The sequence below is a fragment of the Exiguobacterium sp. AT1b genome, from assembly GCF_000023045.1.
In the GTDB taxonomy this organism is placed as follows: domain Bacteria; phylum Bacillota; class Bacilli; order Exiguobacteriales; family Exiguobacteriaceae; genus Exiguobacterium.
In genome coordinates this window covers 638635-655321 of sequence record NC_012673.1, presented here as the reverse complement: position 1 = coordinate 655321, position 16687 = coordinate 638635, and the positions used below count along the sequence as shown (strand labels likewise).

The following is a 16687-nucleotide window of genomic DNA, read 5'->3' as shown; positions in this document are numbered from 1 at the left end:
GCCTCCCCATCCGCCACATCATGTGAGGGAAAGGGGAGGCTTATTTTTATAGGTAAATTGACTTTCGGTCATTTGATATGAACGGCCAAAAGGCTCGTTTCGTGACTTCCCAATTCTTTTCTTCGATTTGTTGACGGCGCGGGATATGATCAAACGCATAAAGCGAGTCGTCCCAGCGAGTGGGTAACGGTTGACCAGCGACACCAGACCATTGCTCAATCCACTCGCGCGGAATATCTCCAGAATAGGGTGCTTCTCTCGTCAATCCAGCCCACACTTGAGCCCATGCGCGTGGCACGGCACGATACCAGTCATACCCGCCGCCACCAAGGGCGACGAGACGGCCGTCTGTATATTCATCGGCCAGGCGTGAGGCAATCTGCGGGATTTGTTCGAACGTCCGTATCGTTGATGCCAGATGGGTGAGTGGATCAAAGACATGGGCATCTGCACCGTTCTGGGTCAGGATGATATCAGGTTTGAACCATTCGCACGCTTCACGTAAGACGGTCTCATAGCACGTCAAAAAAGAGTCATCTTGGGTGAACGCATCGACCGGTACGTTCCAACTGTAGCCGTATCCTTTCCCATTGCCTCGTTCTGTCACCATTCCGGTACCCGGGAAGAGATAACGTCCCGTCTCATGAATCGACAGTGTCATCACGTCATCATCGTCATAGAAGAGCCATTGGACGCCGTCCCCATGATGCGCATCCGTATCGACATAGAGAACGCGTGACCCGTATTGTTTTCGCACATGTGCGATGGCGACAGCTGCATCGTTATAGACGCAAAACCCTGATGCTTTGCGCCGCATACCATGGTGTAAGCCGCCCCCGACATGGAAGGCGCGTTCTGCTTTCCCGCTTGCGACGAGGTCGAGCGCGTGAATCGTCCCGCCGACAAGCCGAGCGGCCCCCTCATGTATCGTCGGAAAGATAGGTGTATCTTCCGTACCGAGACCAAACTTATTCGCTTTCAGCGTAGAAAGTTCTCCTGCCGCCGCAGCTTGGACGGCTTCGATGTAATCGAGATCGTGAACGAGCGCTAACGCTTCAACCGAAGCGAGTGGAGGAGACACACATTCCGATTTGGACAGTTTTCCGGCTGCGATCAATAGCGATGTCGTCAATTCCAGTCGTAAGGGATTGAACGGATGATCCTCATGGAAGCGATAAGACGTCTCGTCTTCGCCAAATATGTAAATCGGTCTCATCGCGACATCTCCGGACCGAGGACATCATAGCCTTCACGTTTCAACCGTTCGATGATTCGGAGCGGGTTCATCGTCTGGACGCGGAAGGAGATGATACGTTTATACGGATCGCTCGTCGGATGAACGAAGACGTTGATGATATTAACGTTTGTTTTGGCGAGGAGGCGGGTCACTTTTTCGAGTGTACCGGTCGTATTTTCGACGAGGATCTCGATTTGCGAACTCGGTTCGAGGGCGCCGGTCAATTGGACGAAGTAACGTAATAAATCTGTCTCTGTCAATACACCGACGAGTTTCCCTTGTTCGACGATCGGGAGACAAGTTAGCCGGTTTTCGTAAAACAAGGCAGCGGCATCTTCAAAGAAGTCGAAAGGATGCGCTGTCGGTACCTCGGATCGCATGATACTCGATACAGGGTTTTGAAAGTCTGCGTTTTCACTTTCGGGATGAAAGACGCTCGTCGCCCCACTCATCTCGAATTGTCCGACAATCCCAACGACTTGTCGGGCAGGATTCGTCACAATCAAATGTCGGACACGATGCTCGCGCATCAGTTTAGCAGCATGAGCAATCGTATTGGTCGGTTGAATCGTCACCACATGTCGATTCATCATCTGTTCGATTAACATGAAATCCCTCCTTAGTCGTACATGAATCGTCGGCGAAGCCGAAGCGAGTCAAAATGATCAATCGTCTCTTGGCGTACATTTTTTCCGATACGAGCCATCAAACAGTTTGCGGGATGTGAGGCGATCTCAGGATCGTCCGTCGGGAAGAAAACGAGTCCGCCATGATTCATCATCTTTTCCATGACTTTTCGATAATCCCAAATGGAGAGTCCACTGCCTTTCAAATCCCAGTGCCAATAGTACTCCGTCGTTAAAATTAAGAAATCATCCATGTGAGGGTCCATCATCGATATTTCGAGTAATTGTTTCCCGATTCGCTGACCACGGAAGCGCGGACTTACCTCGATTGCCCCAAGTTCAAGGATGTATGGGTCATTCCCTTCACTCCAACGTTCATACGGGTCAGGATAGAGGAATGTCACGTATCCAATCACGAGGTCGTCTTGCCTGGCGACGATGATTCTTCCTTCTTTCAACCCAGCAATATCGACGAGTGCTTCGTGCTGATCTTCCGGTTCACGAAATGCCGTCAATCCTTCATCAAGATGATACGTCCGTAACACGTCAGGTACCACCGGCCCATCAATCGTGACTTCCCCCTGTGAGGTCTGCCACACTTTTGAATGATATTGTTTTTCCATAGGGTCACCACCTTTTCCATCTCTTATTATAGCGCTTTCATTGTGGAGGAATCATCCGCTTTTGATGAAATTGGAAATTCATTGATTTGTCATAATTTTAACACTATACTGAAAGTGGTTATATCAATCTTTACAGGGGAGGCGAATCTTTGACGATGGAAAAATTGAAAGCGTTAACAGGGGAGCATCAATTAGCGTCGTATGAAGAGGCTTGTCAGTCGTTTGAGTGGACACAAGCAGAAGCATTGTTTTCTTGGAATTTGACGGGGAAAGTCAATTTGGCATATGAAGCCATCGACCGCCATGCGGAAAGTGAATTGGCGACAAAAGTGGCACTGCTTTATTTCGATGGGGATCGAGAAGAGCGGTACACGTATGCGGATATGAAGAAAGAAAGTAATCGTTCTGGTAATGTTCTGAAGTCGATTGGTGTGGAAAAAGGCGACCGCGTCTTTATCTTTATGCCACGTCAGCCAGAACTTTATTTTATTTTGCTCGGTGCCATCAAACGAGGGGCGATTGTCGGTCCACTCTTTGAGGCGTTCATGGAACAGGCGGTCCACGACCGTTTGCTCGACTCGGAAGCGAAAGTGATCGTGACGACGAAAGAGTTGTTGCCACGCATCCCGGTCGATCAGTTACCTCATTTGGAGACAATTCTACTCGTTGGGGACGAAGTCGAGGAATCGGACAAGGTGCTCGATTATCGTAAACTGGCGAACGATGCGACGACAGATCTCGAATTGACGTGGGTCGACCGTGAAGACGGTCTGATTTTGCACTATACATCGGGCTCAACAGGAAAACCAAAAGGGGTTCTCCACGTCCATAATGCGATGATTCAACATATGATGACCGGCAAGTGGGTACTCGACCTTCAACCGGATGATATTTACTGGTGCACCGCTGACCCGGGATGGGTGACGGGGACGAGCTATGGTATTTTTGCACCCTTCTTAAACGGTGCGACGAACGTCATCGTGGGGGGACGCTTCAATCCCGAATTCTGGTATTCAGTCATTGAACGGTTTGGCGTGACGGTCTGGTACAGTGCTCCGACGGCGTTCCGCATGCTCATGGGCGCAGGGGACGAAGCGTTTGAGAAATATGATTTGTCTTCACTTCGTCATATTTTATCCGTCGGTGAACCGTTGAACCCTGAAGTCATTCGCTGGGGGCACGAGGCGTTTGACCTCCGAATCCACGACACGTGGTGGATGACAGAGACAGGCGCCATGATGATTTGTAACTATCCGACGATGGACATCAAACCTGGATCGATGGGGAAACCGATCCCAGGTTGCGAGGCAGCCATCTTGGACGACCGGGGTCAGCCGCTACCGCCGCACCGGATGGGGAACTTGGCACTCAAGACGCCATGGCCGTCGATGATGCGGAAAATCTGGAAGAACGATGCGAAGTATGAGAGTTACTTCTGGGGAGATTGGTATGTATCGGGCGACTCGGCTTACATGGATGAAGACGGATACTTCTGGTTCCAAGGACGTGTCGACGACGTCATCATGACGGCAGGAGAACGTGTCGGACCGTTTGAAGTCGAAAGTCGCCTCGTAGAGCACCCGGCGGTCGCTGAAGCAGGTGTCATCGGCAAACCGGACCCGGTTCGAGGAGAAATCATCAAAGCGTTCATTGCGCTACGTAAAGGCTATGAACCGTCTGATGAGTTAAAACAAGAAATCCAACAATTCGTCAAAGAAGGATTGGCTGCGCATGCGGCACCACGTGAAATCGAATTCAAGGACAAGTTGCCGAAAACGCGAAGCGGGAAAATCATGCGTCGTGTCTTGAAGGCTTGGGAATTGAATCTCGAAACAGGTGACCTCTCGACGATGGAAGATTAAGACAAACAAAGGGTCGACACATCGTGTGTCGACCCTTTGTTTATTCACCGTCAGCATCAGCATCTTCTTCAGCCTGTTGTTCGGCTTCTTGTTTAGCCTCTTCTTCAGCTTTCTTCTTCGCTTCTTCCTCAGCTTTTTTCTTTGCCTCGGCATCTGCTTTTTGTTTTGCTTCTTCTTCGGCTTTCTTCTTAGCTGCAGCATCGGCAGCGGCTTCTTGTTTCTTCTCTTCAGCTTCTTTCTTTGCTTCTTCGGCCTCTTTCTTGGCCTCTTCTTCTTTCTTCTTCTCTTCCTCTTCTTTTTCTTTCTCTTCTACTTTCTTCTTCTCAGAGAATGAACCTGAGTCTTGGAAGTCTTTCGAAGTGACGCTTGAAGGTTGTGAGAAGCGGGCGCTGACACCTAGAGCTTCTGGGTCATCCGCATAGACACGGTTCATCGTTTGCGACCAGATGCGCTGAGTCCGTTGATAGTAACGACCATAATCCCAGCTATCTAGCATGGAAAGTCGTTGTGAATCATAACCGGACCAGACGGCGAGTGTGACGTTCGGGTTCGACCCGACCAAGTACGAATCGCGTTGATCGTTCGTTGTACCGGTTTTACCCATCCAATCGCCAGGGACGTTGAGCAATGACTGTGCATATGTCGCAGTACCTGACGTGTAGACGTCACGGAGCATATCCACTACGAGATAAGAGGTACGTTCTGTGAAAATACGCGTTTTCTTCGGTTTCGCCTCGTAAATGACTTCACCTTGATATTCGATTTCTTGGATGAAGTACGGTTCCACGTGTTCACCATAGTTCGCTAACATCGCATAAGAGGCAGCCAAGTCGATTGGTTTGACTTCCCCGGTACCAAGTGCCATCGCTGAGGCGTAACGGTTTCCTTCAGATACGGGGATTCCCATATCGACTAATTTCTGCGTATCGGCAGGTTTTTGGTTGCGTTCTTCATAAATCTTAACGGCCGGAACGTTCAAGGAAAGCTTGAGCGCGTCGCGCACTGTGACAGCGCCACGATACGTTTTCCCTTCGTTTTGAACCTGTTTCTTAGGTTGTCCCGGACCCGTGAACTTATAGAAATACTCTTCGTCGATGATTTGAGTGGCAGGCGTAATCATGCCAGCTTCAATCGCATTTGAATAGACAAGAATCGGTTTTGCAGTCGACCCGATTTGACGTTCTGCCCAGAAGGCGCGGTTCAAATCGTCGGTCTTACCGTTGATATAGCGGCCCCCGACGAATCCGAGTACTTTCCCTGTCTTATTCTCAATCATGACAGAAGACGTTTGTTCAGGAAGTGTCCGGTTCTCATCTTCAATCGTTTGATTCGGTCCGAAGTTCCCAGCGTTTTTAGCCGGTTGTTGCATCGCTTCGTGAATCTCTTTATCCAATGTCAAACGGATGTTGAACCCACCTTGACGCAACATGTTATGTGCACGCTTCGCATAAGTCGAACGGACAGAGTCCTGTTCCTCAGAGCTCAATTCATTGATTTCAATCCCATCTTGCTCCAATAGATAATCCGTCACGATTTGGCGTGCTTGAAGTTCTGCTTCATCTACCACGTACGGATATTTATCGCGAGGCTTCGTCTGAGTCTGCATGAAGTCTTGCGTGATGTCGTAGTTATAGGCGGCATCATATTCTTCTTTCGTGATTTTCCCTGCAACGTACATGCGGTTCAATACCGTCTTCATACGGTTGACCGCACCCGATACATCCTCTTTGATGACGCCACCTTGATAATAAGGTGTGTAGAAGAATGGGTTTTTTGGGATACCAGCAAGGAAAGCGGCTTGTGGAAGTGTCAATTTTTCTGCCGAAGTATTGAACACACCGCGAGCGGCGGCCTCAATCCCTGAAATGTTACGTCCCATCGAGTTACGTCCGAACGAGACGACGTTCAGATAAGCGTTTAAAATTTCATCTTTGTCCATCGCCTTCTCTAGACGAAGGGCAAGTAAAATTTCTTTTGCTTTCCGTTCGAATGATACTTCGTTCGTCAACATTTGGTTTTTAATCAATTGTTGCGTCAATGTTGAACCACCCGTGCGATCTTCAGAACCTGTTGCTTCTTGTAAAATAGCGCGTAACGTCGCTTTCGGAACGACGCCATCGTGCTCATAGAATTCGACATCTTCCGTCGCGAGGAGTGCATCGACGACATACGGAGAAACTTTCTCTACCGGAATCGGGATTCGTACCTCATCGGTCGTATAGTTCCCGATGCGCTCCCCGCTTCCGAAGTAAATATTGGAAGTCGATGTATACGTATTGATTTGCGCAGTCATCGTTTTATAAGCCGGGGTTGGCATATCTTTGACAAGTGAAGCGAAATATCCGACACCAATTCCAGCACCTAAAAACCCGATGAGTACAACAGAAATGATGGTCAGGAGTAGGACGTTCCACGACACATCATACATAACATTGGCATAACGACGTACTTTCAATGACGTCGGATTATTCCATAAGTCTCGAATCTTCTGCAGCATGACAGCCTCCTTAAATATGGTGTAAAACTATTTTAGACAGTAATATATTCGATTATAGCACAATTCAACCTACACCTTACCTTGAAACCGAAGTCTCATGCAAGTTTCATTGTAAGAGTTGACAAGTTGAAAACGATGCTTATAAAATGAATAGCATAGTCAACAATAAGATGACGCTGTGAAGAAAGCGAAGTAGTCGACGGGCCTCTTGTCCAGAAAGCTAGTGGTTGCTGTGAACTAGCCAATGTCAATCGATGAATTACACTTTTAGAGCGTGCCTTTGGGCCGGTTCGAGACCGTTATCTCTCGCTCAAGCGGTCGCAAATTGCGACAAGTAGGGTGGTACCGCGGAATCTCCGTCCCTTCTCATATGAGAAGGGACGTTTTTTTATGTCAATTGAAGGAGTGGAACAGATGGAACTATTAAAAGACTTAGAGTTTCGAGGGCTTGTCAACCAAATGACAGATGAAGAAGGATTGAAAGAACAACTTAAACAACCGACGACGTTATACACGGGATTTGACCCGACAGCGGACTCGCTTCATATCGGGCACTTGCTCCCGATTTTGACGCTAAAACGTTTTCAACAAGCAGGGCATCAGGTCATCGCGCTCGTCGGTGGGGCGACAGGGATGATCGGAGACCCATCTGGTCGTTCGGATGAACGTTCATTGAACACGTTGGATACGGTCAAGCTCTTCTCCGATCGAATCAAAGATCAGTTGAGCCGATTCCTTCCACTTGAAGGGGAGAACCCGATCACGATTCGCAACAACTACGAATGGACGGAAGAGATGTCGATCATCGACTTCCTTCGCGACATCGGGAAGCACTTCCCAATCAGCTACATGCTTGCGAAAGATTCTGTCGATTCACGCATGGAGAATGGGATCTCGTACACAGAATTCTCATACATGTTACTTCAATCTTACGACTTCTTGAAACTATACGAGACAGAGAAATGTCGTCTTCAAGTCGGTGGAAGTGACCAATGGGGGAACATCACGGCAGGTCTTGAATTGATTCGTCGCTTCGGTCATTCAGAAAAAGCGTTCGGACTTACGGTTCCGCTCGTCACAAAGTCGGACGGACAGAAGTTCGGGAAGACAGCGGGCGGTGCGGTTTGGTTAGACGCAGATAAGACGTCACCATACGAGTTCTTCCAGTTCTGGATCAACGTCGACGATGCGGATGTCATCAAGTTCATCAAATACTTCACGTTCATGTCGCACGAAGAGATTGAAGCACTTGCGACTGAAGTGACGGAAGCACCTGAGAAACGTGTGGCGCAGCGCCGACTCGCCGAAGAAATGACAAAGCTCGTCCATGGTGAAGCAGGACTTGAACAAGCGGAACGCATCACGAAAGCGTTCTTTAGCGGAGATTTGACGTCGCTTCAACCGGAAGACATGGAAGATGCGTTCAAAGGAATGCCGCAGTTCGAGCTTGACGGTGAGCGCAACATCGTAGACCTCCTCGTCGAGGCGAACATCTCACCATCGAAACGTCAAGCACGTGAAGACGTGACGAACGGCGCGATTTACTTGAACGGCGAACGCGAACAAGCACTTGATAAAGTCGTCACTCGCGAAGACACGCTCGGTGAATTCACCATCATTCGCCGCGGTAAGAAAAAATATTTCGTGATTCGTCACGTATGAACATCCTGTCCGTTCCTCATTTGTTGAGGAATGGACTTTTTTTATACATGACGTGCGGTTCGGATTTGCTAAAATGGGGAGAAAGGAGGGATGACGATGGAGATAGAAGAATTTTTCGGCGACCAGTTTCATCAATGGCGCGAACACTTTCGTTATTATGAAATGGCGATCACGGAACTCGAGAGCGATCTCGGGATCATTGACTTGGATTGGCAGACGAGACTCGGGTATTCACCGATTGAACATGTGAAGACGAGAATGAAGACATTGCCGTCTATCGTGCGTAAGATGAAACGGAAAGACTTACCTTTAGAGGTTTCGGCACTTTGGGAGCATGTGCACGATGTGGCGGGCATTCGGATTGTCACGAGCTTCCGTGATGACATATATGAGATTTTGCGTCATTTGGAGGCGCGAGATGATTTAGATATCATCGAAATAAAAGATTACATTAAATACCCAAAACCGAGCGGATATCGGAGCTTACATCTCATCGTGAAAACAAAAGTCTATTTGGCCGAACGAATCATCTGGGTGCCGGCCGAGATTCAGATTCGTACACTTGCTATGGATTTTTGGGCGGCGACGGAACATAAGCTTCAATATAAATATCAGCATGACGTACCCGAGTCATCTAAGGAAGAATTAATAGAGGCGGCACTCATGGCGGATGCCCTCGATACGCAAATGGGGCGTATCCGACAAGAGATTTTGAAGAAATAAAAAAATCCCCTTCGCGAAGAAGGGGATTAAAAGCATTAACGTGAGTAGTACTCGACGATGAGTTGCTCTTTGATTTGGTCGTTAAGTTCAGCGCGTTCTGGGAGACGTACGAATGTACCTTCGAGTTTCTCAGCGTCAAACGATACGAAGTCTTTTGTAGCTGGTGCTACTTCAAGTGCTTCAGCGATTGCTTTTACGTTTTTCGACTTTTCACGAACTGCGATGACTTGACCTGGTTTTACGCGGTAAGACGCGATGTCAACGCGTGATCCATCAACAGTGATGTGACCGTGGTTGACGAGTTGGCGTGCTCCACGACGTGTGCGAGCGAGGCCGAAACGGTAAACGAGGTTGTCAAGGCGTGATTCGAGCAAGAACATGAAGTTCTCACCGTGGATGCCTGGCATTTTACCAGCATCGTTGAAGATGCGGCGGAATTGCTTCTCGTTCACTCCGTACATGTGACGAAGTGCTTGCTTCGCTTGAAGCTGAAGATCGTATTCTGAGATTTTCTTACGACCATTTCCGTGTTGACCTGGTGCGTAAGGACGTTTTGCTAATTCTTTACCCGTTTCGCTAAGCGAGATGCCTAAGCGACGCGAGAGTTTCCAAGCTGGACCTGTGTAACGAGCCATGATTGGACTCCTCCTTGTTGTTCATGTATTTTGCACAAAAGAACAACGGTGTCAAAGACGAGTAACGCCCCTTTCTAGGTGCAAGCACCTTCACTTGATAGCGAAGCTACGAGATGCCCCTCCGACAAAAGTCGAGGCCCGAAAGGTGGATACGTTTGTCTGTGACTGCTATCGTCATTTCATGCACAAAGATGAGTATACGATGAATACCATCTCTTGTCAATCAAATATAGCGAAGAAGTGTTTCGCAAAAACGTTCGAGTCCTTGACGGTCGATTTCTGAGAAACGGTCGAACTCCGGGCTATCGATATCGAGCACGCCGATTGTTTTCCCGTCACGTACGAGAGGGACGACGATTTCAGAATTCGAAGCCGCATCACATGCGATATGACCAGGGAATTGATGAACGTCGGCCACGAGCTGTGTTTCTTGTGTAGCTGCCGCAGTTCCGCAAACCCCTTTACCGAACGCGATGTGAACGCAAGCAGGGAGTCCCTGGAATGGTCCTAGGATTAGACTGTCTTCAGAATCAGTCACGTAGAATCCGACCCAGTTGATCCGATCTAAAAATTGGTTGAGTAAAGCGCTAGCGTTGGCAAGGTTGGCCACTGTATTCGTTTCGCCCTCTAATAATGCGGCGAGTTGCTTGTTTAATAGTTCGTAACCGGCTGTCAAATCACCTGAGTACGATGTCGTTTGGAACATATGAATCCCCCTCCATCTTTCATGTTTTTAGAATTTAGCATTATGGTACACGCAAATTTCAGATTTGTCTTGTTAGAAAGTTCCGAAAAAATGAACAATCTCCACTGAAACCATTGGAAAACCTATGCAAATCGTTGGTTCTATAATATGATTAGGTATATCTATTCTTATAAAATACTTCTTTTTTATATAAAGGTACATAAGTCCACGAAAGCGGCTTGGAGGTTGTGACAAAGATGGATTACGGAATTTATGGATTAATCATTGGAATCATCGTCGTCGTATTAGGCGGCATGTTGGGGAGTATGCTCATTCGAAGGAATTTTTACCAAAAAATTGACGACTTGGATATGAGGAAACAAAGTGTGCTCAGTGCGAGCATACCCGTCGAACTCCAGAAATTCAAACAGTGGCCGATGGAAGGGGAAACGAAAGAAAAGTTTGATCGTTGGCATCAATCTTGGGATGAGTTAGTAAGTGTACATGCAGGTCAAATCGATGAAGCGCTGTACCGGGCTGAGGAAGACTTGGACAAATATCGTTTCATGAAAGTCAAAGCTGACTTGAATGCGACTGAACAACTCATTGAAGAACTCGAGACGATGGTACACGCCATGCTCGATGAGATGGATGAATTTACGACACATCACACCTCGCTTATGGACATCGTGAAGCAGGATGAAAAAGAGTTGTATCAGTTCCGCAAGACGTTGAACTCACAAAACCACGCGTTCGGTCCAACCTATGCATTGGTGGAACAAGAGATTGCCGCTGCCGAGGCGAAACGCAGTGAGATGATCAACTTAAAGCAGGTCGGTCAAGTTTCCGAGGCGTTTGAAACCGGACAAGCCTTATCGAATCAAGTAGGTCACATCCGTGAACTGATTCGGGTCATTCCGCAATTCGTACGAACGGTTCAAGTGGAGTTGAAACAGCAGCTTCAACAACTCCGGGCTGGACATAAGGAAATGCAAATGGACGGATATGCACTTGAACCACTAGGATTAATGGAAGAAATCGATCAAGCGGAAAATCGTCGAGAAGAGCTGATGGTTCGAATTGAACGCTTGGAATTTGATCATTTCGAAGAGGACATGCAACAGCTGAGTTCGGATATCGACCAATTATTCGAAGCGTTCCGAACAGAGGTTGATGCCCGCCAATACGTGAAAAAAGAATTTGCGACGATACAAGAGCGCGAATTGCAATCTAGCGAAATCATGAATCACTTACAGACGGAAATGTCTCGACTTGTAAGCAATTATGAGATCAATGCACGCGTCGGAGAAGAGTTCGAACAATTAGAACGTGAACGGGCGACGCTCACGGCGAATGTACTTGATATCGAACAAGCTCTCGTCGCGCAAATGTTACCGTTCAGTATGATCAAATCAAAAGTGCAGGAAGCGAAACGGTCACTTGACCAATTCAGCGCCATGCATGAGCGTTTCATTGAAGATACGAATTCATTACGTAAAGAAGAGCTTGAGGTCCGTCACAAGTTAGAAACGTGGAAGAAAGAACTGTCTGGGCATCGTCGCCTGTTAGCGAAAAGTGCGATGCCGGTTGTTCCGAATGATCTGTCGAACGACTTACGTCAGCTCCAAAAAGGTGTCCAATCGTTAGACGAACAGTTTGACAAAGCACCGTTCAACATGACGTATATCGTCGGGCTTAGCCATGATGTCGAAGAGATGATGGACAACTTCCGTGACCGTGTCCATGCACTGATTCGTCAAGTGACGTATGCGGAACAGTTGCTACAATATGCTAACCGTTTCCGACGCCGTGACAACGAGGTTCATATCGCCTTGACGCTTGCAGAAAACAAGTTTTTGCATGGAGAGTATGGTACTGCGGTCGAGATCGGTGAGCGGGTGCTCGGTCGATTCGATGAGAACGGAGCCAATGAAATTCGTCAACGAGTGGATAAAGGGTTGGAACAGCAGGAATTGCTAAAAAAATAAACGATGCATGAAGATTGACGGAAACGGGAAAAACGTAGACGTCAATCTTTTTTCAATCAAGGAGGAATCGTCAGATGGGTACACTATGGGTCAACGGGAATATCTATACATTGAATAAACCGGGTGAGATGGAACGTGCCATGTTTATTGAGCATGGACGCGTCTTGAAGATGGGGGACGAGGGACATCTCCGACGTACATATGCCGGTCGCATCGAAGAGATTGTGAATTTGGAAGGGAAGAGTGTGTATCCGGCCTTTACAGATTCACACATTCACCTCGTCGGATACGGCGAAGCGCTCGATCGTGTCGATGCGAGTGAGGCGACGGATCTTCGAGAATTACTTGAAACGATGAAGCAACGAGGGTCGGATGACGATTGGATCGTCGCAGAAGGATTTGATGACCGTCTGCTTGGTGACATGCCGACACGCGAGATGATTGATGCAGTGATTGACGACCGTCCTGTCGTGTTGAAGCGTGTTTGTCGTCATGTGGCCGTCGTGAACTCGAAAGGACTTGAACGACTTGGACTGATCCATCATACGGTGATCGAAGGTGGAAAACTTGGGCGAGATGAAGAGGGGAAATTGAATGGCGTCCTATATGATGCCGCGCTAGACCTCTTGTATAAAGAATTGAGTGGGAACCGTAAGAAAAATGCCGCTTCCCTTCGCCGGGCGATCGATTCATTATTCGCACATGGAATCATCGGCGCCCATACGGAGGACTTGTTTTATCATGGAGATCCGCTCGAGACGATTCAAGCGTATGAAGATGTACTGGACGAGCTTCCGTTTCAAGCACACCTCCTCGTTCACGAACAGGTGGTGGACCGTGTCATTCAGCAAGATGCGATGACGCGACGGAAGCGGTTTGACTTCGGTGCGATGAAACTCTTTGTCGACGGTTCGTTCGGTGGTCGCACGGCTCTGTTATCTGCACCTTATGCGGATGATCGGAGCCAGCGAGGGATTGAAGTACATCGACCAGATCATCTTGAAGCGCTCGTGAAAAAAGCGCGAACATACGGGATGAATGTGGCGGCGCATGTGATTGGAGACGCGGCGGTCGAGCAATTTGTCGGTTTGCTTGAGAAGTACCCTGCCAAAAAAGGGACACGAGATCGAATTATCCATGCTTCCTTATTGAATGATACATTGATCAATCGGATCAAATCATTACCCGTTTTGATTGATGCACAGCCGGTATTTTTATCGGATGACATGGACATGCTGTTTGAGCGGTTAGGCAATGAACGTGTGCATGACGTCTATCGATTCAAGTCTTTACTCGATACGGGGGCGTTGGTGTTAGGTGGGAGTGACGCGCCAATCTCATCTGTTGACGTCCGAAAAGGATTGTTTGGAGCGGTGATGCGACAATCGTTTCACGGGTCGAGCACGCTAAACCCGAGTGAGCGTCTATCGATGTATGAAGCGCTTCGCAGCTTCACGTATTCGCCTCATGTTGCTACAGGGACGCACGGAAGAAACGGGCTATTGGTTCAAAGTTACAATGCCAACTTCACAGTATGGGACGAAGATTTCTTTAAATTGAGTGGGGAAGACATCCTACACAACCGTCTTGTCATGACTGTCGTCGAAGGGAAGCCCGTGTACGAGGCAGAAAAAGCCACGATGTAAAAAGAGGAGTGGTTTCACCCGAAAGGGATGAAGCCACTCCTTTTCTTCATCAGAAGAATGAACGTTGCACTTTATGCCAGAACGAGTTGGTCCGAAGTTTGACGGTCTTGATGACCTGGTCTGAGAGTTCGATATCGATTCGGTCTGTGTACTTCAAGCTGAGCGCCTCGTTATCCATCCCGATAATCGGATAGTCGTTGCCGTCTTCGACGATGCGGAGTGACAACTTGCGCGATTCGTGGACGATGAAGGATGAGCCAAGTGTACGGTAACGGTTGTTGTTGACCGAAGCGATCTCACTCACTTGCATACATGGGATGAGCGGATCGACGACCGCGCCGCTGAGCGATTTGTTGTAGGCGGTCGATCCCGTTGGTGTCGATACAACCATTCCGTCCCCACGGAATGTTTCGAAATGTAGGTCGTCGATATAGACCTCGATCGCGAGTGATTTGATAATACTTGATTTAATCGAAGCCTCATTTAAACAGAGGAGCGGTGTCGATTCGTTGATCGATGCTGAAAGAAGTGGATACTTCCGGACTTCAAGACCTTCTTCGATTCGCGTCGAGTTGTCCGAGAAGAGGCGATCGACTTCATCGAGTTTATGTATGTCGAAATCACAATAGAACTCGTTCAATCCACGACCGAAGCCGACGTAGATGGCGTCTTGACGAAAGCCTGTGTAGCGAACCGCTTGTAAGAATGCCCCGTCCCCGCCTACTGCAGCGATGATGTTCGCGTCTTCCGGTTGATTCACGATGTTGAACCCGTGTTTTTCCCCAATCTCTCTCAGTTTCTTCACTTCTTTTGTGAATTCGTTGACGTTACGATGGTACAAATAGACGTTGTTTCTCATCTGAGTCATCCCCTTTGTCAATGGTGTCCCCTTTATTATAACGTGTTTCTTCCTACCGATATAGGGAAAACTGAAACAGAGCCAAAAGCAGGAAGTTTGTCAAAGGCTTAAGTTCATCGATATGATGAACGAGTAACTACAATAAAAGGGGATGAGTACATGCCAACATTTAAAGGGAACAACGTAACATTACAAGGAAATCCAGTGAAGGTAGGAGATCAAGCTCCTGATTTCCGTGTTTTGACGACTGCATTAGAAGAAGTGACGCTATCGAGTTATCCGGGGAAAAAATTGATCAGTGTCATTCCTTCGATTGATACAGGCGTATGTGATGCACAAACGCGTGAGTTCAATGAAAAGGCTTCATCACTCGGTGGTACAGTCTTGACTGTATCGAACGACTTGCCGTTCGCACAGCGTCGTTGGTGTTCTGCATCTGGGTTGGACAACGTGGTCACACTCTCAGACCACCGCGACCTCTCGTTCGCAAAAGCATACGGTGTTTTAATTGAAGAAATGCGCCTCCTTGCGCGTTCGGTATTTGTCGTCGATTCAAATGGCGTCGTCCAATATGTACAATATATGGATGAAATGACAGATGAAGTTGATTTCGCAGCGGCACTTGAGGCGTTCGAACAAGCGAATTGATTCGTTTGGCGAAATTGATTAAAATAGCTTACACTAGTACGTGAACCGACCGGTCCTCTCATGGGGGCCGGTTTTGTATGGAAAGGATGAACGAAAATGGAACGTTTTGAACAACTCTATCGTGATTGGAAAAAGGAAGCGAAGAAACTAGTCAACGACCTGGATGTATTACCGATCGAGGCACTCGTCCAAGTATTTGACCATGTTGACATTGAAAAAGAGAAGATGGACGATGTCCGTAAAGCTGTGAGTTTACTCGTCTTGGAAGAAACGACACAACTCCCTCCGAACAATCAACCGACACCGGATGCGGTCAGCCTATTTATGGGTTATCTAGCTACGAAGCTGCTTAAGGAAAATGCGACGATTCTAGACTTAGGTAGTGGGACAGGTACGTTGACGCATGCCATTCTTTCTCAGTTAAAAGATGCTACAGCACAGGCGGTCGAAGTAGACGAACTGTTGCTTCGTCTTTCCTACTCCATGAGTAACTTGTTAGGAGAACCGGTATCCTACTTCCATCAAGACGCACTTGCTCCTCTGTTTGTTGAACCGAGCGACCTTTCCGTTGCTGACTTGCCGATCGGCTATTATCCAAATGATGAAGTGGCAGCCAGTTACGATATGAAACGAGAAGAAGGACATGCCTATTCGCATTTCCTCTTGATGGAACAGGCGATTCGCCATACGAAACCAGGTGGGCATGGATTATTTGTCATCCCGAACAATTTGTTTGAACAGGATGACGAAGGGAAATTAAAACAATGGATGGACCGTGAGGCTGTTGTGAAAGGGGTCATTCAACTTCCGACGACGATGTTCAAAGACGAGCGTTACGCGAAAAGCTTATTGCTTCTTCAAAAAGTAGGAGAAGGCGTCACACGACCGAAACAAGCGCTATTCGTGGAACTTCCGTCATTCACTGATGTGAGAGCGGTAGCCAATGTCGTGAAACAGATTGACGAGTGGTTCAAAACAACTCAAAAATAATGGACA

At 47.8% G+C, this 16687-nt stretch carries 14 protein-coding genes and 1 other annotated feature; of the genes, 7 read left to right on the top strand and 7 right to left on the bottom strand.

The window, feature by feature from the left end:
• Positions 1–46: 46 nt before the first annotated feature.
• From EAT1B_RS03490 to EAT1B_RS03480, 3 genes are read right to left on the bottom strand one after another with little or no spacing between them, the layout of a single operon-like run.
• Positions 47–1216, bottom strand: coding sequence for an acetoin utilization protein AcuC (locus EAT1B_RS03490; protein WP_012726748.1), 1170 nt, complete (start codon positions 1214–1216; stop codon positions 47–49).
• A complete protein-coding gene (locus tag EAT1B_RS03485) occupies positions 1213–1845 on the bottom strand; it encodes an acetoin utilization AcuB family protein (RefSeq protein ID WP_012726747.1) in 633 nt (210 codons plus the stop codon). The genes EAT1B_RS03490 and EAT1B_RS03485 overlap by 4 nt, the downstream gene beginning before the upstream one ends.
• Positions 1846–1856: 11 nt before the next feature.
• Entirely contained in the window at positions 1857–2486 is a 630-nt protein-coding gene (locus tag EAT1B_RS03480) for a GNAT family N-acetyltransferase (RefSeq protein ID WP_012726746.1), read from the bottom strand.
• Positions 2487–2641: 155 nt separating this feature from the next.
• Here EAT1B_RS03480 and acsA point away from each other — a divergent pair, with 155 nt between their 5' ends.
• Positions 2642–4348, top strand: a complete 1707-nt coding sequence (acsA, locus tag EAT1B_RS03475; protein WP_031423117.1) for an acetate--CoA ligase — start codon at positions 2642–2644, stop codon at positions 4346–4348.
• Between the two features lie 40 nt (positions 4349–4388).
• Here the strand turns inward: acsA and EAT1B_RS03465 are convergent, their stop codons facing one another.
• On the bottom strand, positions 4389–6845 hold the full coding sequence (locus EAT1B_RS03465; RefSeq protein WP_012726744.1) for a transglycosylase domain-containing protein: 2457 nt from the start codon (positions 6843–6845) through the stop codon (positions 4389–4391).
• A gap of 169 nt (positions 6846–7014) precedes the next feature.
• Positions 7015–7212 (top strand) — a binding site (T-box leader).
• Between the two features lie 47 nt (positions 7213–7259).
• Between EAT1B_RS03465 and tyrS the strand changes: the two genes are divergently transcribed.
• Both tyrS and EAT1B_RS03455 read left to right on the top strand, forming a co-directional pair.
• Positions 7260–8507 (top strand): tyrosine--tRNA ligase, encoded by a 1248-nt coding sequence (gene tyrS / locus EAT1B_RS03460; protein WP_012726743.1) that lies wholly within the window; start codon positions 7260–7262, stop codon positions 8505–8507.
• A 96-nt stretch (positions 8508–8603) separates the two neighbouring features.
• On the top strand, positions 8604–9230 hold the full coding sequence (locus EAT1B_RS03455) for a GTP pyrophosphokinase family protein (RefSeq protein WP_012726742.1): 627 nt from the start codon (positions 8604–8606) through the stop codon (positions 9228–9230).
• Positions 9231–9265: 35 nt separating this feature from the next.
• On the opposite strand, the gene rpsD is transcribed toward EAT1B_RS03455, so the two are convergent.
• Positions 9266–9865, bottom strand: a complete 600-nt coding sequence (gene rpsD, locus EAT1B_RS03450) for a 30S ribosomal protein S4 (protein ID WP_012726741.1) — start codon at positions 9863–9865, stop codon at positions 9266–9268.
• Between the two features lie 223 nt (positions 9866–10088).
• A complete protein-coding gene (locus tag EAT1B_RS03445; RefSeq protein WP_012726740.1) occupies positions 10089–10571 on the bottom strand; it encodes a GAF domain-containing protein in 483 nt (160 codons plus the stop codon).
• Positions 10572–10807: 236 nt separating this feature from the next.
• On the opposite strand from EAT1B_RS03445, the gene ezrA reads away from it, so the two are divergent.
• Both ezrA and EAT1B_RS03435 read left to right on the top strand, forming a co-directional pair.
• On the top strand, positions 10808–12538 hold the full coding sequence (ezrA, locus tag EAT1B_RS03440) for a septation ring formation regulator EzrA (protein ID WP_012726739.1): 1731 nt from the start codon (positions 10808–10810) through the stop codon (positions 12536–12538).
• 74 nt (positions 12539–12612) lie between these two features.
• Positions 12613–14184, top strand: a complete 1572-nt coding sequence (locus EAT1B_RS03435; protein WP_012726738.1) for an amidohydrolase — start codon at positions 12613–12615, stop codon at positions 14182–14184.
• Positions 14185–14233: 49 nt separating this feature from the next.
• Here the strand turns inward: EAT1B_RS03435 and EAT1B_RS03430 are convergent, their stop codons facing one another.
• Positions 14234–15052 (bottom strand): NAD kinase, encoded by an 819-nt coding sequence (locus EAT1B_RS03430; protein ID WP_031423127.1) that lies wholly within the window; start codon positions 15050–15052, stop codon positions 14234–14236.
• 150 nt (positions 15053–15202) lie between these two features.
• Between EAT1B_RS03430 and tpx the strand changes: the two genes are divergently transcribed.
• Together tpx and EAT1B_RS03420 are read left to right on the top strand one after the other, a co-directional pair.
• Positions 15203–15691, top strand: coding sequence for a thiol peroxidase (gene tpx, locus EAT1B_RS03425; RefSeq protein ID WP_012726736.1), 489 nt, complete (start codon positions 15203–15205; stop codon positions 15689–15691).
• A gap of 96 nt (positions 15692–15787) precedes the next feature.
• On the top strand, positions 15788–16681 hold the full coding sequence (locus tag EAT1B_RS03420; protein ID WP_012726735.1) for a class I SAM-dependent methyltransferase: 894 nt from the start codon (positions 15788–15790) through the stop codon (positions 16679–16681).
• Positions 16682–16687 lie beyond the last annotated feature (6 nt).